This window comes from Flavobacterium sp. 103 (assembly GCF_003096795.1).
Taxonomy (GTDB): Bacteria; Bacteroidota; Bacteroidia; order Flavobacteriales; family Flavobacteriaceae; genus Flavobacterium.
This window is the reverse complement of sequence record NZ_QENX01000001.1, coordinates 3,211,484-3,230,230: the sequence shown is the minus strand read 5'-3', so window position 1 is coordinate 3,230,230 and position 18,747 is coordinate 3,211,484. Positions and strand designations below refer to the sequence as shown.

The 18,747-nt window shown below is 35.8% G+C and carries 18 protein-coding genes; 4 read left to right on the top strand and 14 right to left on the bottom strand.

All coding sequences use genetic code 11. The features are described from left to right. Window positions 1-131: 131 nt before the first annotated feature. The 8 genes from C8C85_RS13695 to C8C85_RS13655 form a co-directional block, all read right to left on the bottom strand. Window positions 132-1,673 (bottom strand): acyl-CoA carboxylase subunit beta, encoded by a 1,542-nt coding sequence (locus C8C85_RS13695; RefSeq protein WP_116797556.1) that lies wholly within the window; start codon window positions 1,671-1,673, stop codon window positions 132-134. Between the two features lie 247 nt (window positions 1,674-1,920). Continuing rightward, window positions 1,921-3,360 carry an acetyl-CoA carboxylase biotin carboxylase subunit gene (gene accC, locus C8C85_RS13690; RefSeq protein WP_116797555.1) on the bottom strand — a complete coding sequence of 480 codons (1,440 nt, stop codon included), beginning with the start codon at window positions 3,358-3,360 and terminating at the stop codon, window positions 1,921-1,923. A 120-nt stretch (window positions 3,361-3,480) separates the two neighbouring features. After that, entirely contained in the window at window positions 3,481-3,966 is a 486-nt protein-coding gene (locus tag C8C85_RS13685) for an acetyl-CoA carboxylase biotin carboxyl carrier protein subunit (RefSeq protein WP_116797554.1), read from the bottom strand. 472 nt (window positions 3,967-4,438) lie between these two features. Further along, a complete protein-coding gene (locus tag C8C85_RS13680; RefSeq protein WP_116797553.1) occupies window positions 4,439-6,643 on the bottom strand; it encodes a B12-binding domain-containing radical SAM protein in 2,205 nt (734 codons plus the stop codon). Between the two features lie 116 nt (window positions 6,644-6,759). Further along, complete coding sequence (locus tag C8C85_RS13675; protein ID WP_116797552.1) at window positions 6,760-8,136, bottom strand: alpha/beta hydrolase family protein; 1,377 nt, start codon at window positions 8,134-8,136, stop codon at window positions 6,760-6,762. 232 nt (window positions 8,137-8,368) lie between these two features. Then, window positions 8,369-9,025 (bottom strand): SdpI family protein, encoded by a 657-nt coding sequence (locus C8C85_RS13665; protein ID WP_116798489.1) that lies wholly within the window; start codon window positions 9,023-9,025, stop codon window positions 8,369-8,371. Window positions 9,026-9,029: 4 nt separating this feature from the next. Continuing rightward, window positions 9,030-9,284, bottom strand: a complete 255-nt coding sequence (locus C8C85_RS13660; RefSeq protein WP_116797550.1) for an autorepressor SdpR family transcription factor — start codon at window positions 9,282-9,284, stop codon at window positions 9,030-9,032. 178 nt (window positions 9,285-9,462) lie between these two features. After that, window positions 9,463-10,746 (bottom strand): MFS transporter, encoded by a 1,284-nt coding sequence (locus C8C85_RS13655; protein WP_116797549.1) that lies wholly within the window; start codon window positions 10,744-10,746, stop codon window positions 9,463-9,465. 104 nt (window positions 10,747-10,850) lie between these two features. On the opposite strand from C8C85_RS13655, the gene bshC reads away from it, so the two are divergent. The 3 genes from bshC (at window position 10,851) to C8C85_RS13640 (ending at window position 14,362) form a co-directional block, all read left to right on the top strand. Then, window positions 10,851-12,461: a bacillithiol biosynthesis cysteine-adding enzyme BshC gene (gene bshC, locus C8C85_RS13650; protein WP_116797548.1), complete on the top strand. Its 1,611-nt coding sequence runs from the start codon at window positions 10,851-10,853 to the stop codon at window positions 12,459-12,461. 98 nt (window positions 12,462-12,559) lie between these two features. Beyond that, window positions 12,560-13,831, top strand: a complete 1,272-nt coding sequence (locus C8C85_RS13645) for an acyltransferase family protein (RefSeq protein WP_116797547.1) — start codon at window positions 12,560-12,562, stop codon at window positions 13,829-13,831. A 111-nt stretch (window positions 13,832-13,942) separates the two neighbouring features. Then, entirely contained in the window at window positions 13,943-14,362 is a 420-nt protein-coding gene (locus C8C85_RS13640) for a nucleoside-diphosphate kinase (protein ID WP_035625955.1), read from the top strand. Window positions 14,363-14,512: 150 nt separating this feature from the next. Here C8C85_RS13640 and C8C85_RS13635 read toward each other — a convergent pair whose 3' ends face one another. Then, complete coding sequence (locus C8C85_RS13635; protein WP_077376378.1) at window positions 14,513-14,809, bottom strand: DUF721 domain-containing protein; 297 nt, start codon at window positions 14,807-14,809, stop codon at window positions 14,513-14,515. Next, window positions 14,790-15,233, bottom strand: a complete 444-nt coding sequence (locus tag C8C85_RS13630; protein ID WP_116797546.1) for a hypothetical protein — start codon at window positions 15,231-15,233, stop codon at window positions 14,790-14,792. The genes C8C85_RS13635 and C8C85_RS13630 overlap by 20 nt, the downstream gene beginning before the upstream one ends. A 268-nt stretch (window positions 15,234-15,501) precedes the next feature. Between C8C85_RS13630 and C8C85_RS13625 the strand changes: the two genes are divergently transcribed. Beyond that, window positions 15,502-16,572 (top strand): serine hydrolase domain-containing protein, encoded by a 1,071-nt coding sequence (locus tag C8C85_RS13625; RefSeq protein WP_116797545.1) that lies wholly within the window; start codon window positions 15,502-15,504, stop codon window positions 16,570-16,572. A gap of 298 nt (window positions 16,573-16,870) precedes the next feature. Here the strand turns inward: C8C85_RS13625 and ftsY are convergent, their stop codons facing one another. From ftsY to rpmB, 4 genes are all read right to left on the bottom strand, one after another. Beyond that, window positions 16,871-17,851, bottom strand: a complete 981-nt coding sequence (gene ftsY, locus C8C85_RS13620) for a signal recognition particle-docking protein FtsY (RefSeq protein ID WP_116797544.1) — start codon at window positions 17,849-17,851, stop codon at window positions 16,871-16,873. 178 nt (window positions 17,852-18,029) lie between these two features. Beyond that, entirely contained in the window at window positions 18,030-18,182 is a 153-nt protein-coding gene (locus C8C85_RS13615) for a DUF4295 domain-containing protein (RefSeq protein WP_111409010.1), read from the bottom strand. Between the two features lie 74 nt (window positions 18,183-18,256). Further along, window positions 18,257-18,439: a 50S ribosomal protein L33 gene (gene rpmG, locus C8C85_RS13610; RefSeq protein WP_017495179.1), complete on the bottom strand. Its 183-nt coding sequence runs from the start codon at window positions 18,437-18,439 to the stop codon at window positions 18,257-18,259. A 27-nt stretch (window positions 18,440-18,466) separates the two neighbouring features. Beyond that, the gene (rpmB, locus tag C8C85_RS13605) at window positions 18,467-18,703 is read right to left on the bottom strand and encodes a 50S ribosomal protein L28 (RefSeq protein WP_024980263.1); all 237 of its coding nucleotides are present in this window, start codon (window positions 18,701-18,703) and stop codon (window positions 18,467-18,469) included. Window positions 18,704-18,747: the final 44 nt, after the last annotated feature.

Sequence of the window (18,747 nt, the reverse complement as noted above, 5' to 3'; positions counted from 1 at the left end):
TAGCAAATATAAAACGATTGCGATTCAGGATTAGATACTATTTTTTCAAACTATAATCAAAAATTTACATAGCTCTTATTACAAACAAAAAAACCACCCTCATCGGGTGGCTTTCCAATTCTTATAAACAACTACAAAGGAATATTCCCGTGTTTTCTATCAGGAGTTACACTCACTTTATTCTCTAGCATACTAAACGCTTTTATCAATTTGCGTCTCGTATCTTGTGGTAGGATTACCTCATCCACAAAACCACGTTGAGCTGCTGTGTACGGATTGGCAAACAACTCGGCGTACTCAGCTTCTTTTTCGAGAAGTTTGGCTTCGTGGTCTTCAGCATCGTGGATTTCTTTTTTAAAGATAATTTCCGAAGCTCCTTTAGCTCCCATTACGGCAATTTCTGCAGTAGGCCAGGCAAAATTCATATCGGCGCCAATATGTTTAGAATTCATTACATCATAAGCACCACCATAAGCTTTACGGGTGATTACGGTTACTCTTGGCACCGTAGCTTCGCTTAAAGCGTAAAGCAGTTTTGCACCGTGAACAATGATTCCATTCCATTCTTGATCGGTTCCCGGCAAAAAGCCCGGTACATCCACCAATACTAATAACGGAATATTAAACGCATCACAAAAACGAGTAAAACGCGCCGCTTTTATTGAACTGTTCACATCCAAACAACCCGCCAAAAACATCGGTTGGTTCGCCACAATTCCTATGCTTCGGCCTCCGAGTCGGGCAAAACCCACAAGGATATTTTCTGCATAGTTTTTATGGATTTCAAAAAACGAATCTTCGTCAATAATCCCTCCAATCACGCTATGCATATCGTAAGGTTTATTCGGATTATCCGGAATAATATCTGCTAATTGCAGACGCACTTCATCTTTTAGCTCATAAGGTAAGTTGCGTGCTGTTTCTTTGTTGTTTTGAGGTAAATAACTCAACAATCGTTTCAGGTCTTCTAGACAAACCACATCATTTGTCGATGTGCAATGTGCCACACCCGACTTGGTAGAATGTGTACTCGCCCCTCCCAATTCCTCCGAAGTAACGGATTCGTTGGTTACTGTTTTTACCACATTCGGTCCCGTAACAAACATATAACTGGTGTCTTCAACCATCATCGTAAAATCGGTCATAGCAGGAGAATATACTGCTCCACCGGCGCAGGGTCCCATAATTGCTGAAATTTGAGGTATCACACCACTCGCTTGTACATTTCTGAAAAAAATATCGGCATAACCACCCAACGAACGAACGCCTTCCTGGATACGCGCTCCCCCCGAATCGTTCAGTCCAATCATAGGCGCACCCATTTTGACAGCCATATCCATAATTTTACAGATTTTCTCTGCGTGCGTTTCAGAAAGCGAACCTCCAAAAACCGTGAAATCCTGTGCGAAAATATAAACCAATCTTCCGTTGATGGTTCCATATCCTGTGATGACTCCATCACCATAATACATTTCGTTTTCCATTCCAAAATCGGTGGTTCGGTGCGTCACCAACATCCCGATTTCTTCAAAAGAACCTTCATCCATCAAATAATTGATACGTTCCCTTGCAGTCAGTTTTTTGTTCGAATGCTGTTTCGCAATACGTTTTATTCCTCCACCCAAATGAGCTTCGGCAATTTTATCATTTAGTGTTTTTATTTTGTCTTGCATACTTTTTTAACCGCTAAGTTTTTTAGTAATCCTTTTCTTTTTTGGCTAAAGCCAAATTATTTTTTTAAACCATTAAGATATTAAGAAAATTAAGCTTTGTCTTTCTTAATAAAACTTAAATCCTTAATAGTTCAAATATTTTTCCCTTTTTGGCGAAAGTCAACTTAATTTTAAACCATTGAGAAATTAAGAAAATTAAGTTTTGTCTTTCTTAATGAAACTTAATTCCTTAATGGTTCAAATATTTTTAATTCGGTAATCGCACTATTTTTTGATCTTCAAAATACTGTTTCAATGCTACCAAAGCAGCAATTTCAGCTTCCTGAGCCATTTGGTTCTTCAACACATCGGCATTGTAATATTGCTTAACAAAATGTGTGTCAAATTTTCCAGAACGAAAGGCTTCATGCTCAAAAACAAACTTCCCGAAAGGCAAGGTCGTATGAACTCCTTCCACCTGATAACTTTCAATAGCTTTGATCATCAACTGAATTGCTTCTTCACGAGTTTGTCCGTAAGTGATTAATTTGGCCAACATCGGATCATAATAAATCGGAATATCCATCCCTTGTTCAAAACCGTTATCTACACGAACTCCTTCGCCAACTGGCAATTGATAGACATCCAAATGACCAACACTCGGCAAGAAATCATTCAGCGGGTCTTCAGCATAAACACGTAATTCCAATGCGTGTCCCTTTATTTTCAAATCTTTTTGTTTGATTGTCAACTCTTCTCCCCTTGCCACTCTGATTTGCAATTCAACCAAATCAGTACCGGTAATCAATTCCGTAACCGGGTGTTCTACCTGCAAACGTGTATTCATTTCAAGGAAGTAGAAATTATTGTTTTCATCCAATAAAAACTCAACTGTTCCCGCTCCAAGATAGTCACAGGATTTAGCAACTAAGACAGCTGCTTCACCCATTTTCTTACGCAATTCTGGCGTTAAAACTGCCGAAGGCGCTTCTTCAACCACTTTTTGGTGACGACGCTGAATGCTACATTCTCTTTCAAACAAATACAAAATATTACCGTGACTGTCCGCCATCACCTGTATTTCTATATGTCTTGGAGAGGCCACATATTTTTCTATAAAAACCGAACCATCACCAAATGCAGCAACCGCTTCACTTATGGCGCGATTCATTTGAGACTCAAAATCGGCTTCGCTTTCTACCACACGCATTCCTTTTCCTCCACCACCAGCCGAAGCCTTAATCAAGATAGGAAAACCAATTGTTGTTGCAGCTTGCTTTGCTTTTTCGATATCGGTAATCGCTTCGTCAATACCGGGAACCATCGGAATATTGTATGCTTTTACGGCATCTTTGGCCGCTAGTTTACTTCCCATAATTTTTATGGCATGTGATTTTGGACCAATAAATACAATACCATTTTCTTCACATTCCAGAGCAAAATCTGCATTTTCACTCAGGAATCCATATCCTGGATGAATCGCATCTACGTTCAAAGATTTAGCTACTTCAATAATTTTACTTCCCAATAAATACGATTGGCTAGAAGGCGCTTCTCCAATCCAAACAGCCTCATCGGCAAATTTTACGTGCGGTGCATTTCTATCGACAGTAGAATATACTGCCACGGTTTTAATACCCATTTTCTGTGCGGTTTTCATCACCCTAATGGCAATTTCCCCTCTATTGGCAACTAATATTTTCTTCATATTTTAAAATAAATAAAAGAGGAAAGATCGCTTCGCTGCTAGAGTCAAGATAAAAGAATTCTAACATTCTTTATTGCTCTTGATTCTTGTCTCTTTCTTCTTGATTCTTACTTGTCCTCCTTATTCAAACTCAATTAACAACTGCCCTTTGTCTACTGCATCTCCCGTACTCACCGAAATGGATTTGATCACACCATCACGAGGCGAAAGAAAACTGTTCTCCATTTTCATAGCGCCCAAAATGATTAGATTATCATTCTCTTTCACGGTTTGCCCGACAACAACGCTAATTTCCAAAATTAATCCCGGCATAGGCGCTTTGATTGCGTTAACTTGTTTGGTCAACCCAACTTCAAACCCCATTTCCTTAATCAAAATATCCAGTGGATTTGAAATGGCGACAGTATAATTTGTATTGTTTACCTTAACCGTATAGCTTTTTTGATTGAAATCCGAAGTGGTGATTTCCGTTTTATAAGGTAAATTTTGATGCAGTATATGAAATTCATTTACTCCCGTAGGTATTGCATCCAGTTGAGAAATACTTTCCTTTTCAAAATCAAAATGGAAAGCATCGTTTACAGTTACTTTGTAATTATCACTCATTCTTGGTCTTTTTAGGGGAGTAAAAGTATGAAAAGAAAACGTTTTCGTAAACAAAAAAACAAATTCTAGACAAAATCGTCCGAAGTGGTATTACTAGGGCGTGCCTCCAGTAGAAAATGGGCCTACTTTACTTTGCGCATATACGGCCCATTCTCTACTGGAGTCGGGCTATCCATGCTACTTCGGCAGCTTATTTCTATCCCAATGTCATTAAGTTTAAGGAATTGCTATTTTTATTTTCACGCAGATTTCGCAGATTTCCGCAGAAAAATGAGTAAAAAAATCTGCCGAATCTGCCAAATCTGCGTGCTGTTTTTTTATTTTTTTCCTTAACTTAATGACATTGATTTCTATCCCTCACGCAAACCAATTGAAAAAGAAAATTAAGTGGTAAAATGGACTTTACTTTAAAAATAAAAGAATCCGTGCTAATCAGTTTCATCCGTATAATCTGTGGCCAATTCAAAGTATGCTACAACACCAACAACCCGAATTCCCTCAACGTATTCACAGGTTTTGAATACCAGAACAACTCAAAATCTTCTAGCTGCTGTTCAAAATCAGTTTTTACTTCCTGAAAAGAATAAGTTTTACTATTCGAAACTGACATTTTCTGAAGCATTTCAACAAGCCATTCTCCTTCTGTTTTATTGGTCTGAATAGTGAAGCTTTCCTTTTTGTCGTGAAAAGTCAAAGTCATCATTTCCCAAGAATTCCCTTTTTTGGATTTAGTAAAATGTTCTACAGTTGGTTTTCCACCTAGCCAAACTATTTTAGCAGTAGGTTTGGTATTAAAATTAGTTTCTTCCTGTAGCGCGTCAAAAATAAAATCAGCACCAATTTTTGTCTTCGGAATTTTGAAATCAAACCAATCTTGCAACTCATAGTCAAAACAGATTCCGTGCATAAAATTGAACAGCGATTTCTTAAGTCCAAAACTAAATTTATCGTGATCGATTCCTGTTGAATCAACAAAATTAATATCATTATTGGCAAATGTTCCAATGGCTTCCGTTTCCTTTACGGCTCCAAATTGCTCTGGAAACATACCCACCGGACTGTGTGCCGTCATCGCAAATTGATGCCAAAACCCTGATTGCAACACACCCGCTTCAAACAATTGGCGCACCATTTCGAGACTGTCCACCGTTTCCTGAATTGTTTGTGTTGGGTAACCGTACATCAAATAGGCGTGTACCATAATACCCGCTTCGGTAAAATTCCGAGTAACTTTCGCCACTTGCTCTACCGTTACGCCTTTGTCAATCAGTTTCAATAATCTGTCCGAAGCTACTTCTAGTCCACCTGAGACAGCAATACATCCCGAAGCTTTGAGCAACAAACACAAATCTTGCGTAAAACTTTTTTCGAATCGAATGTTTGTCCACCAAGTCACTGCCAATTTTCGACGAAGAATTTCAAGTGCCAAAGCCCTCATTAACGCTGGTGGCGCGGCTTCATCGACATAATGGAAACCGTTTTCTCCCGTTTGGGCAATCATTTCTTCCATTCGGTCGCACAACAAACTCGCCGCAACGGGTTCGTATACCTTGATATAATCTAGAGAAATATCGCAAAACGTACATTTCCCCCAGTAACATCCGTGAGCCATCGTGAGTTTATTCCAGCGTCCGTCACTCCACAAGCGATGCATTGGATTTACGATTTCGATAACCGAAATGTATTTATCCAAAAGCAAATCCGAATAATCCGGCGTTCCCACTTGGGATTGTTTGTAATCTGGTTTAGTGGAATTATTTTTGTAAACTACTTTTCCATCTTCAAGAAGAAATGTTCTTTTATAGGAATTGTGATGTGGATTTTCAATACTGGCGATTAATTCTTCAATTGGCGTTTCACCATCATCCAAAGTGATATAATCAAAAAACTCAAAAACCCGAGCATCCGAAAGCGAACGTAATTCGGTATTTGGGAAACCGCCACCCATCGAAATTTTGATATTCGGATAGTGTTTTTTCACCCATTGAGCAGAGCGAAAAGCAGAATATAAATTTCCGGGAAACGGAACCGAAATCAAGAATAAAGTTGGCTGAATCGTTTCTATTCTCTCTTTTAAAATCGAAAGCAAAATCTCGTCAATATAAGTAGGTTCTTGTTGCAAAGCTCCGTACAATTCATCAAAAGAATTGGCACTTCGTCCCAGTCTTTCCGCATAACGGCTGAACCCAAAATTTTCATCTACACATTCCACTATAAAATCCGAAATATCCTCGAGATACAAAGTCGCCAAATGCTTAGCTTTGTCCTGCGTCCCCATCGTTCCGAAAGCCCAATCAAGTTCCTCCAATTGTGCAAATCGGGAAGCCTCCGGCAAAAAATCCTCTTGACATATTTGGAGCGCCAACGTTGGATTCTTTCCCTGCAAAAACGCAATAACAGAATCAATCGTTTTAATATATTCGTCTTGTAAAGCAAAAATTCTCTTGGAATTATCTGAAATATTTTGGTCAGAAACCTGAAACTTGAAACTTTGAACTTGAAACAAGTTTCCTAACCCTTCCTTCGAAAACAATTTCAAAATCACTTCAATCCCCAAATCCGCCTGAATCGATTCTATATTTTTGGTATTCAGAAACCCTTTGATATAAGCCGTCGCTGGATAAGGCGTATTCAGTTGAGTAAACGGGGGCGTGATGAGGAAAAGTTTAGTTTTCAAAAGTGAGATTGTTTTCGTGCAAAAATAAGGGATATTTAACGACTTTGAAGTTCTAAATCGAGTAAAACAAAAAAAGCCCAATAAAAGGGCTTTTCACGTGTAATATAAATTCAGTTTCACTTTACTTGAACCAAAATCCATTTGGATATTTCCTCTAATGCAATTGGAGAGAATGTTTGCTCAATCGCTGCGTACTCATCAGGAGAACCCGTTTTACATTCCTGAAAGAGATGATTTAGATTGGACAACTTCTTAGTGGTTACGTTTTTATTTCCTCCTTTGGCTAGTGCCACTTTGATAGCTTCCAGGTTAATATCGGGAAGTACTTGTAAATCTTTTTCTCCATTGAGTGCAAGAACTGGGCATTTCACTTTTTCTAAAGCTATTGCAGGATCTAATTTTAAAAAACTAACCAGCCAAGGGCTAGTAATTTGAGAGGAAAGTGCACTAATCTGGGTATCATTGGCAGTATCACCTAATTTTGATTTTAGATAACTGAATGCCTTGCTTTTTAGATTTATATCATTTGCTGAAGAAGCTACAATAATATCATAAGCTCCTTTAAAGATTTCCTGCCCTTTTTTAATTTCATTTTCTGAAATTCCCTTTTGACGTTCAATCATTTCTTTTTGCAAAAGCATTAATTGATCTCCTCGAAGTCCAGGTCCAGCCAATAATATAATGAATTTTACATCCTTCGAGTTCTGTGCAACAATAGGAGCAATTATTCCGCCCTCGCTGTGGCCGATTAATCCTATTTTATTTTTATCTATTTCTTTTCTGGTTTTCAAATAGTCGACTGCTGCTTGGACATCTTTGGCAAAATCCAAAGTAGTTGCCGTTTTATATTCTCCTGTAGATTTTGCAACACCGCGGTCATCAAATCGTAGAACCGCAATACCTTTTTTTGTCAAATAATCTGCTAAAACCAAAAACGGTTTATGCCCTAATATTTCTTCATCTCTGTTTTGTGGACCACTTCCGCTTATCAAAATCACAACTGGAAATTTGCCGTCTTTACTAGGTAAACTTAACGTTCCTGCCAAAACATTTTTATCTGTTTTATTTTCGAAAGTGACATCTTCTGTATAGTACGGAAACGGATTTTGTGGCTCTTGAGGTCTTATTACCGTCTCTTTTTTTAAAATTTCTCTAGACAAATTCAACGGAAAAGATTGACCGCTTTGAGTAAAAGTACCAACAATCACATTATACTGATTTAGCTCCCCCTCAAAAACTATCCGGGCACTTGGAATCTCTAATTTTAAAGTAGTATTCTCAAACTTGGTTGTTGTAACGGGAATTCCTTTTGCTCCTTGGTCTGGGCTATCCATCGTAGCACTGTATCCATTTTCACTTTTGCTTATATTAAAAACAAGTGCTAATTGTCCTCCGGGAACTTTTAAAAAACCATTCCATTGTCCCGTAATTTCTTGCCCGAACATTGTAAAAGACAACAAAATTGTCATTAAAAAAAATACTGCTTTGTTCATTTTATTTGATTCTATTTTTAAATTAAAATTGATGTGAAATACCTTGAAATCTTAGTTCGATTTTTCTTTTTTTAGATGATGGCAAAAAGGCAAAATCTCTCTCCTCTAGCCCCGATAGCAGTGAAAATCCTTTGTGGGCTGGGGTTCAGCCTACAAAGATTGCAACAGATAGCGGGACGATACTGGCAAAAATGCCAAATATTTCTGCTTCAAATTAATGATCAAACTCGAGTTATACACTTTTTTTTTCTATTTCCTTAAACTTCATGTAAGAATACACCATTGGGACGATTGCCAATACAACAACAAGTGAAATAAATACAATTGAGAAATAATTATTTTCAAAAATCAAACCTCCCAATACTATTACCAACCCACCAATAACCCAAAGTTTACCTGCAAAAACATGAGTCATTTTCCAAACTTCATTATTCTCTAAAGTCCAAGGAGTGCGTATCCCGATGAAATAATTGGGCTGAATCACTTTGAAATAATTACCCAGAACCAAAAATAAAATTCCGATTATTATATAAATTAAATTAGGACTCGAAAATGATTGATTCTTTGTAATGAAAATGATAAACAAAGCCAACATGGACATACATAAAACAAGGAAAAACTTCAATTGATAATATTTACCACCCATTATGGAAATCCTTTTTTTAGGATCGATTTTTGGGACAACAAGCAGTAAAACATACACCAAAACTGGCAACATAAAAAGTAATCCAATCAAGGAAAATTTATCTCCCCAATGATCGACCTCACCTTTGTAATTCCAATGTGTTGGGACTTTTTCTGGTAATGTATTCCAAATAAAAGCTAAATAAATAAAAGGCATTAAAACAATTCCAATAATAGGAAGTTCTTTTCTGAAAGTTACATTCATCATTTTATTTTTTAAAAGTTAAAATCCACTGCAACACATCTTCCATTATGGTGGTGTTGATGGAATAGAAAATAAATTGTCCCGATTTTTCGGCTGTGATTAAATCGGCACGTTTCAAAATATCCAAATGATGGGAAATACTCGGCTTTGACATATTGAACTGATCGGCTATTTCTCCGGCTGACAAATTCTTTGTTTTTAAAAGCTCCAATATTTCTCTTCTCGTGGCATCATTCAATGCTTTAAATATGTCATTCATGATTTAAAGTATTTATATATTTAGGCAAATGTCTAAATACTTTTTCAAACTACCAAATAACTTTCAGATTTTTTTGTTAAAATATGGTAATACGAAAGCAAAATAGAAATCTATAAATCAAAAAAAAGAGTTGCAAAACGAATTTGCAACTCTTTAATAAACGGTATAACTATTTAATTTAAAATTTATGTTCCGTCTTACTAATCGCCAATAAAGAAAACAACGAAATACAAGCCGCAATAGTAAGATAGAATCCAACATAGGTCAAACTATAAGTTGATGCCAGCCAAATGGCAATCATTGGCGCAAAAGCAGCTCCAACAATTCCTGCCATATTAAAAGTTAATGAAGCTCCAGAATAACGAATGTTGGTAGGGAATAATTCTGACAAAAAAGTTCCCAAAGGTCCATACGTAAATCCCATCAAAGCCATTCCTGTACATAAAAAGAAAGTTACCATTACTGTACTGCCAGACTTTAAAAAATGAGAAAAGAAAAAACCAAAAAAAGCAATCGCAATTGTAGCGACAATCAACATTTTTCGACGCCCAATTTTATCAGCAACTACAGCAGAAATTGGAATAAACAAAGCAAAAAACAATACCGAAAACAATTGAATCAATAAAAAATCTCGTTTTTCGTAACCCAAATCAGATGTTGCCCAACTCAATGTAAAAACGGTCATTAAATAAAATACCAAGAAAGTAGTAATAGAGGCCAATGTTCCAAAAAGCAATTGATTTTTATACGATTTAACCAAAGTAAGAAAAGGAATTTTAACTTCTTTTTGTTCTTTTTTTGAGTTTTCGAAAGAAGGAGTTTCAGTAATTTTAGTTCGGATATAAAAACCAACTACAACCAAAAGAGAACTAGCAATAAAAGGAATTCGCCAACCATAATCCATAAATTCTTGATTACTCATAGAATCGGTTAACAACAAGAAAGTCCCTCCTGAAAGCAGTAAACCAATTGGGGCGCCTAGTTGGGGAAACATTCCATACCAAGCACGTTTATTGGGCGGCGCATTTTCTATAGCTAATAAAACAGCTCCCCCCCACTCGCCTCCTAAGCCAACTCCTTGACCAAATCGACACAACATCAATAACAAAGGAGCAGCAATACCAATACTGGAATAACTTGGCAAAAAACCAATGGTTACAGTAGAAATTCCCATAGTCAGTAAAGCAGCTACCAAAGTAAATTTACGACCAATTTTGTCTCCATAATGCCCAAAAAAAGCAGAACCCAATGGGCGGGATATAAAAGCTATTGAAAAAGTTGCCAACGATTGTAAGGTTGCCATCGTAGGGTCTGCGCTTGGAAAAAACAATTGCGGGAAAACTAAAACGGCGGCATTGGCATAGATATAAAAATCAAAAAACTCAATCGTGGTACCTATTAAACTGCCAAAAAGTATGTGTTTCAAAGAATTTACTTTGGCTGGTTTGGTTATTTCTTGCATATGAATTTTATAATATTAAACTAAATAGTTGATTTTAATTTTCGAAAGGAACAAAGATTTTGTTCCAATATTTTTTGGTAATTTAGCATCAAATAAACTTAAATATGCCAACCGACTGTATCAGCTACCAAAATTCTGGATATTTCTCTCCTTTGATGAATGATTATTTAAACCAAAAAGAGCCAACGCAGTCGCTTTACAATCGATTCCCAAATCTTGAAAATTTCGAAGAACAAATAAAGGAAAAAAAAGAAAATTTCAACGGTAACGGCAACAACAATTTCAACACAAAAAGAGCCGTTTTAGTTACGGCTCTGAAAAACCAATATTCAAATATTCCCACATCGGATCTAACGAAACAAAATATTGAAGCTTTGGCCAGTGCCAATACTTTCACAGTTACCACAGGACATCAACTGAATTTATTTTCCGGACCATTGTACTTTTTGTATAAAATTATTTCGACTATTAATTTGACAACCGAATTAAAAGCAAAATATCCTGACTATAATTTTGTTCCAGTATATTGGATGGCAACCGAAGATCACGATTTTGAAGAAATTAATTATTTCAGTTTCAAAGGAAAAAAATTTCACTGGAACAGGGAAAGTACTGGACCTGTCGGAAGATTATCCACCGAAGGATTAGACAATTTTCTTGAAATATTTGCACTTGAAATAGGTTCAAGCGCCAATGCCAAAACAATCAAAAAACTATTTGAAGATTCCTATGTCAAGCATGACAACTTAGCCGATGCAACGAGATATTTGGCCAATGCTCTTTTTGGAGCATTAGGTTTAGTTATTTTGGATGCAGATGACCAGAATTTGAAACGCAATTTTATACCGTACATAAAAGAGGAATTACTGTATCAAACATCTTTTAAGATGGTAACCGAAACCATCGAAAAATTAAAAAACTATTTCGTTCAGGTGAATCCGCGCGAAATCAATTTGTTCTATATTGAAGATAATTTGCGAGAACGAATTATTCTTGATAATGGAATTTACAAGGTCAATCACACCAAAATCGAATTTACAGAATCTGAAATTTTGGAATTATTAGAAAGTAATCCTGAAAAATTTAGTCCGAATGTCATCATGCGTCCTTTGTACCAAGAAGTTATTCTTCCCAATTTATGCTACATAGGTGGAGGCGGTGAAATTGCGTATTGGTTCGAATTGAAATCATTTTTCGCTTCCGCTAAAGTAACTTTCCCAATATTGTTATTGAGAAACTCTGTTCTTTTGGCAACCGAAAAACAGAACAAAAAGGCCGACAAATTAAACTTGACTTGGTCTGATTTATTTTCGAAACAAGCATCTTTAATCAATCGTATTACTCAAAAGCTATCTGATTTTCCGATTGATTTCACAGAGCAAAAAGAAGCATTAAAAAAACAATTCGAAAAACTTTTAGAATTAGCCAATCAAACTGATAAATCTTTCTTAGGTGCTGTAAAAGCACAAGAAACAAAACAGACCAAAGGATTGGAAACTCTCGAGAAGAGATTACTTATTGCACAAAAAAGAAAATTTCATGATGAGCTACAACGCATCATTGACTTGCAAAACGAATTATTTCCTAACCAAAGTTTACAGGAACGTCAAGCTAATTTTTCTGAATTTTATTTAGAAAACGGAGAACGTTTGATTCCGCAAATAATGAGCCAACTCAAACCATTGGAGCAAAATTTCAATATAATAACTTTTTAAAGTTGCTGAGTTGCTTAGATTCTAAGCAACTTAGATTTGAATAACAACAGAAAAAAACTTAGAAACTTAGAGACTTAGAATCTCAGAAACTTAAAAAAATGACCAAAGACCGCCTTATTTCGCTTGATGTATTTAGAGGATTGACTATTTTATTAATGACAATTGTAAACAATCCAGGAAGCTGGGCAACCGTTTACCCTCCTTTACTTCACTCCGAATGGCACGGCTGTACTCCTACCGATTTGGTTTTTCCGTTCTTTATTTTCATTATGGGAGTGGCTATTTCTTTTGCAATGCCAACCAAAAACTATGACAGTACAACATTCAACAAAATTCTAACGCGTTCGTTGCGTATGTTTTGCTTGGGCGTCTTTTTTAACTTTTTTGGAAAAATACAACTCTTCGGATTAGAAGGTATTCCATTAGTGATTGGTCGTCTAATCATAACGGCTGCAGTTGGATATGCGTTGATGGGGAATTTCAATGCTAAACTAAAAACCTATTTGGCCGTTTCAATTTTAGTAATTTATTTAATCTTAGCCTATAGCGGTATCGAAGCTTATAAAATAGTAAGACTTCCGGGAGTATTGCAACGCATCGGAATTGTCTATTTCGTTGCCTCACTTTTGTATCTAAAAACGAATCAAAAAACACAATTACTGACAACTATCGGAATTCTACTGGGTTATTGGGCAATTATGACGCTCATTCCAGCGCCTGGATTCGAAATAACAAACCTTGAAAAAGGAACCAACTTAGCCGCTTGGGTAGATAGCGTTTTGTTAAAAGGACATATGTGGGAAGTTACAAATACTTGGGATCCCGAAGGAATACTAAGCACTATTCCAGCTATTGCAACAGGAATTATTGGTTTATTAATTGGCCAATTGCTTAACAGTCCATTATTAAAATTGGAAAAGGCCAAAAAAATGGCTATAATAGGAATCATTCTTATCACATTGGGACAACTTTGGAATATTATTTTTCCAATAAACAAAGCACTTTGGACTAGTTCTTTCGTTTTATACACTGCTGGATTAGCCACAGTGGTCTTGACCATTTTATACTATTGTATTGATATTGCCGATTATAAAAAAGGAACCAAATTATTCCTGATTTGGGGAGTGAATCCAATGATTGTTTTCTTTCTATCCGAAATTATTCCGCAAGCTTTTGTGATGATTTCATTTCCAAACCCAAAAATACCGACAGAACAAATCAATCTTTTAGACTATTTGTATGCATTCGGAGTACAACCTTTTTTCAATAATCCGATGACAGCTTCATTAGTATTTGCACTTCTTTATGTAAGTTTATGGACAATACTTTTGGCGTATTTCTACAAAAAGAAAATGTATTTTAAAGTTTAAAAAACACAAAAATCACAGTAATCACAGATTTCCGCCATTAAATTAACGATTTGCTAAAATCATTCGATAAAAAAAGTATATTTTTGCACAAAATTTTAAAACACAGGAAAAATGGCAACTAATAGAACTTTTACAATGATTAAGCCTGATGCAGTTCAAAACGGACACATCGGAAACATATTGGCAATGATTACAAATGGTGGTTTCAAAATCGTTTCTTTGAAATTAACTCAATTAACAGTTGCAGATGCTCAAGCATTTTACGCTGTACACGCAGCAAGACCTTTCTACGGAGAATTGGTAGAATTTATGTCTCGTGGTCCTATCGTTGCTGCTATTTTAGAAAAAGATAATGCGGTTGAAGATTTCAGAACTTTAATTGGTGCTACAAACCCAGCTGAAGCTGCTGAAGGAACTATCCGTAAAGCATACGCAACTTCTATTGGAGAAAATGCAGTTCACGGTTCTGATAGCGATGAAAATGCTGCTATCGAAGGGGCATTCCACTTTGCAGGAAGAGAGCAGTTCTAAATTTCAGATTTAAGAGCTTAGATTTTAGATTAACGATTTAAAAATCTGTATAAATAAAAATCCCGTCTCGTTTTTAAGAACGAGACGGGATTTTTTATATCAAACCGAAAAATCTGAAATCTAAAATCGTTAATCAACAATCTAAAATCCTTACCTCAAAACCACATCCCTCACCACATCTCTTCGCAATTCCTCATTAATCATTTTTATGATCTTGGATTTACCGTGACTCAATTCCTCACGCAAAACCGCAGATGTTAACTGAACATACAAAGTCGAACCCTTCAAAACCACATTATTGGTATAACTGTTCACACCGTTCCCCATCAAATTACGCCAAGCATCTTTCACATCAATCTCATCCATTCCAGATTGTAATTTATTGACCTCGATAATTTGCTTCAAAACGTCCCCTATAGAACTTTGATTATTTAGTCTTTTTGCCATAGTCATCTAGATTTATTGGTCCCGTTTTTTTATAATGATATTCTTTTTTCTCTGCATTCAAAACAACCAACTCTTTATCTGTCAATGTTATTATTTCCTCGCTCCATTTCGTATATGGCGTGTTGTAATCCAAAAAAGTCTGGCCATCAGTAAACCTTATTTTTACATTCTCAAATGTATCATTCACCAAAAAAGTCCCATCCAATTGTGGCATCACTTTCTTACGAATCCCTAAATTATTTTTGTCAATTTTAAAATAATCAAAAGATTCATTCATTCCGTATTGCTTCTCATTTCCATCCTCTAAAACCACTTTTTCAATCTCCCAATAACCATTGATTTTAGCAACGTCAGCAGGAGTTATTTTTTGCTCACATCCAACAAAAAAAAGGACAACCAGTAAAACACCAAAAACTTTTTTCATAAATAATTTTCTTTTTTAGGAGCTATTTCCTGCTATCCGTTTCAATATTATGAGTCTCGTTAGAAAAAAACGAGACTCATAATGATTTCCACTACACACGAGCGAAGTGAACTGGCGAAGCAATCAGGGCTAGCGCATTCCGTTTATCAACATCTTTATCTAATACGACAAAGTTAAACTTTAAAAATCCAAAGAAAATAAAAATTTCACCTTCTCATTAAACTTATTTCGATATTTTTGGTCTTACCCAAAACCAAACTTCTTAACCATGTCAAAATCAATACTATTACTCATATTTTCGCTTTTCTGCATCAATTGCTCCTCTGATAATACAGAACCAGCACCTGCGCCAACTCCTACAGAAACACTATATTTCCCTCCCCTTTCCGGCAGCAATTGGGAAACCAAATCACTAGAAAGCCTTGGCTGGAAGCAATCGGCTGTCCAACCCTTATTGGATTATTTAGAACTCAAACATTCCAAAGGATTTATCATCCTTGTCAATGGCCGTATCGTAATGGAAAACTATTTCAACGGTCATGATGCCACAACCAACTGGTATTGGGCAAGCGCAGGCAAAACATTGACATCAACCCTAACGGGAATTGCACAACAGGAAAACCTTATTAACATCAATAACAAAGTATCACAATATATTGGAACGGGTTGGACAAGTGCACCATTAGCCAAAGAAAACCTAATCACCTGCAAAAATCTACTGACTATGACTTCAGGCCTAGACGACACCACCGATGATGTTTTACCCTCCGCCCTTACCTATACTGCCGATGCAGGCACGCGTTGGGCGTATCACAACGTATATGTAAAACTACAAGATGTCATTGCACAAGCCAGCGGACAATCCTGGAATAACTATTTCAACACCAAATTAAGGGACAAAATCGGGATGAACGGCGCTTGGTTTACATCTGGCAACAATATTGTTTACAGCAGTACCACAAGAAGTATGGCACGTTTTGGGCTATTGATGTTCAATAAGGGGAAATGGGAAAACAATGTAATTCTGAACGAAAGTTACTTCAACGAAGCAACTAACACCTCACAAAACATCAATTTAGGTTATGGCTATTTATGGTGGCTGAACGGCAAAGCCAATTATCATTTACCACAATCACAGGCTACTTTTCAAGGAAGTATAATCCCTACAGCGCCAAACGATATGTTTATGGCTTTGGGCAAAAATGACCAAAAAATCTATGTGATTCCCAGCAAAAAAATGGTAGTGATCCGTATGGGTGATGCCGCAGACAACGTAAACTTAGCTCTATCTGATTTTGATGAAATGCTTTGGACAAAAATAAGTGCTTTATATCAGTAGATAAAAATTACTTATCCAAAAATAGTCTTAAATAATTAGCGGTGTTTCGTAATTTCTTAGTTACGAAACACCGCTAAACTTTTCATTATTGATAGCTATCGAAATATAGTAGTCTACTTTTTAATTCTTCTCATTAATCCTAAAAAGAAAAAGACCAAACCGACAATTAATAAACCATAATAAAAACCAACATTGGTTGTTCTAATAATATTTGCCAAAACAAAAGCGGCGATGCTTACTAAATATAAATATATAGGGTTAGCATTTTTTATTGAAGAAAAATTCATGAACTTATTTATTATTTAAAAAAACTATCTACAAACTCGTACTTATTGAAAACCTGCAAATCTTCAATTCCTTCTCCAACACCAATGTATTTAACAGGTATTTGAAATTGGTCTGAAATACCAATAACAACTCCACCTTTGGCAGTACCGTCTAATTTGGTAACGGCCAATGATGTAACTTCAGTCGCCGCAGTAAATTGTTTGGCCTGTTCAAATGCGTTTTGCCCTGTAGAACCGTCCAAAACAAGCATTACATCGTGAGGCGCATCGCCAACCACTTTTTGCATTACACGTTTTACTTTCGAAAGTTCGTTCATCAAGTTGATTTTATTATGCAAACGACCAGCAGTATCAATAATGACAACATCAGCATTTTGAGCCACCGCTGATTGCAACGTATCAAAAGCCACAGAAGCTGGATCACTTCCCATTTCTTGACGAACAATAGGCACACCTACTCTATCAGCCCAAATTTGCAATTGGTCAATAGCCGCTGCACGAAAAGTATCCGCAGCACCAAGAACTACTTTAAAACCAGCTTTTTTAAATTGGTAAGCTAATTTTCCAATTGTTGTAGTTTTACCCACGCCATTTACTCCAACTACCATCAAAACGTAAGGTTTTGTATTTGTCGGAATAACAAACTCAGTTGCTTCGCCAGTATTGGTTTCAGATAATAATCCCGCGATTTCGTCTCTCAAAATTTGATTGAGTTCGTCAGTTCCAAGATATTTATCAGCTTCCACCCTTTTTTCAATTCGGGTAATAATTTTAAGGGTTGTATTAACTCCCACATCCGAAGAAACTAGAATTTCTTCTAAATTATCCAAAACATCATCATCTACTTTTGATTTTCCGGCAACCGCTTTAGTTAATTTGGAAAAAAATGAAGTTTTTGTTTTTTCTAGACCTTTGTCTAATGATTCTTTTGCCTGCTCGCTTAAGCTCGAGTCTTTTTTCTCTGAGGAGAATATTTTTTTAAAAAAGCTCATGGAGTTTTATAATTTGGAATTTACATTTGTCAACTTAAACAAGAAAAATCAATAAAAACAATCAAATTTATCTTTAAAGAAATTCTCAAAAAAGTCTTTTAATTTCAAGGTGTAAATATAGAAAATAAAAAAGCTACTTCCGAATGAAAGTAGCTTTTCTATAAAATGTAATAGTTAATTATTTCTTTTTCAAGAATTCATCAACTTCTTCAGGAGCCATAATAGATTCAACGAATGTATATGCTCCACTTATTGGAGATTTCACCATTTTGATGGCTTTTGATAATCTCTTAGAAGATGTTTGTAACGATGCTACGGTTTTCTTTGCCATGATTCAAATGTTATTTGAAATTCAATAAAATCTCCAAATGTGACCATTTGAGATTTTAAAAAAAATCTCTATTATTATTTAATTTCTTTGTGAACAGTAACTCTCTTCAAGATTGGATTAAATTTTTTAATCTCTAATCTGTCTGGAGTATTTTTTTTGTTCTTTGTCGTTATGTATCTTGAAGTACCTGCAACACCTGATGTTTTGTGTTCAGTACATTCTAAAATTACCTGGATTCTATTTCCTTTCTTTGCCATCTTGCTATTTTTTTATTTTGGAAAAGATTATTTAATAAATCCTTCTGACTGCGCTTTTTTCAAAACTGCAGCGATTCCATTTTTATTAATTGTTTTTATCGTAGATGCTGCTACTCTAAGAGTAATCCATCTATCTTCTTCTGGAAGATAAAAACGCTTTTTAACTAAGTTTACAGAAAATTTTCTCTTAGTTTTGTTCATAGCGTGAGAAACGTTATTTCCTACCATCGCTCTTTTACCTGTAAGGTCACAAACTCTTGACATTATACTTATCTTTTATCGTTATTCAAAATCAGGGTGCAAAGAAA

What these genes read in the sequence shown, in the direction of transcription:
- C8C85_RS13695 (WP_116797556.1), bottom strand. Translation starts at nt 1,673, where the DNA reads ATGCAAGACAAAATAAAAACACTAAATGATAAAATTGCCGAAGCTCAT.
- accC (WP_116797555.1), bottom strand. Translation starts at nt 3,360, where the DNA reads ATGAAGAAAATATTAGTTGCCAATAGAGGGGAAATTGCCATTAGGGTG.
- C8C85_RS13685 (WP_116797554.1), bottom strand. Translation starts at nt 3,966, where the DNA reads ATGAGTGATAATTACAAAGTAACTGTAAACGATGCTTTCCATTTTGAT.
- C8C85_RS13675 (WP_116797552.1), bottom strand. Translation starts at nt 8,136, where the DNA reads ATGAACAAAGCAGTATTTTTTTTAATGACAATTTTGTTGTCTTTTACA.
- C8C85_RS13665 (WP_116798489.1), bottom strand. Translation starts at nt 9,025, where the DNA reads ATGAATGTAACTTTCAGAAAAGAACTTCCTATTATTGGAATTGTTTTA.
- C8C85_RS13660 (WP_116797550.1), bottom strand. Translation starts at nt 9,284, where the DNA reads ATGAATGACATATTTAAAGCATTGAATGATGCCACGAGAAGAGAAATA.
- C8C85_RS13655 (WP_116797549.1), bottom strand. Translation starts at nt 10,746, where the DNA reads ATGCAAGAAATAACCAAACCAGCCAAAGTAAATTCTTTGAAACACATA.
- bshC (WP_116797548.1), top strand. Translation starts at nt 10,851, where the DNA reads ATGCCAACCGACTGTATCAGCTACCAAAATTCTGGATATTTCTCTCCT.
- C8C85_RS13645 (WP_116797547.1), top strand. Translation starts at nt 12,560, where the DNA reads ATGACCAAAGACCGCCTTATTTCGCTTGATGTATTTAGAGGATTGACT.
- C8C85_RS13640 (WP_035625955.1), top strand. Translation starts at nt 13,943, where the DNA reads ATGGCAACTAATAGAACTTTTACAATGATTAAGCCTGATGCAGTTCAA.
- C8C85_RS13635 (WP_077376378.1), bottom strand. Translation starts at nt 14,809, where the DNA reads ATGGCAAAAAGACTAAATAATCAAAGTTCTATAGGGGACGTTTTGAAG.
- C8C85_RS13630 (WP_116797546.1), bottom strand. Translation starts at nt 15,233, where the DNA reads ATGAAAAAAGTTTTTGGTGTTTTACTGGTTGTCCTTTTTTTTGTTGGA.
- C8C85_RS13625 (WP_116797545.1), top strand. Translation starts at nt 15,502, where the DNA reads ATGTCAAAATCAATACTATTACTCATATTTTCGCTTTTCTGCATCAAT.
- ftsY (WP_116797544.1), bottom strand. Translation starts at nt 17,851, where the DNA reads ATGAGCTTTTTTAAAAAAATATTCTCCTCAGAGAAAAAAGACTCGAGC.
- C8C85_RS13615 (WP_111409010.1), bottom strand. Translation starts at nt 18,182, where the DNA reads ATGGCAAAGAAAACCGTAGCATCGTTACAAACATCTTCTAAGAGATTA.
- rpmG (WP_017495179.1), bottom strand. Translation starts at nt 18,439, where the DNA reads ATGGCAAAGAAAGGAAATAGAATCCAGGTAATTTTAGAATGTACTGAA.
- rpmB (WP_024980263.1), bottom strand. Translation starts at nt 18,703, where the DNA reads ATGTCAAGAGTTTGTGACCTTACAGGTAAAAGAGCGATGGTAGGAAAT.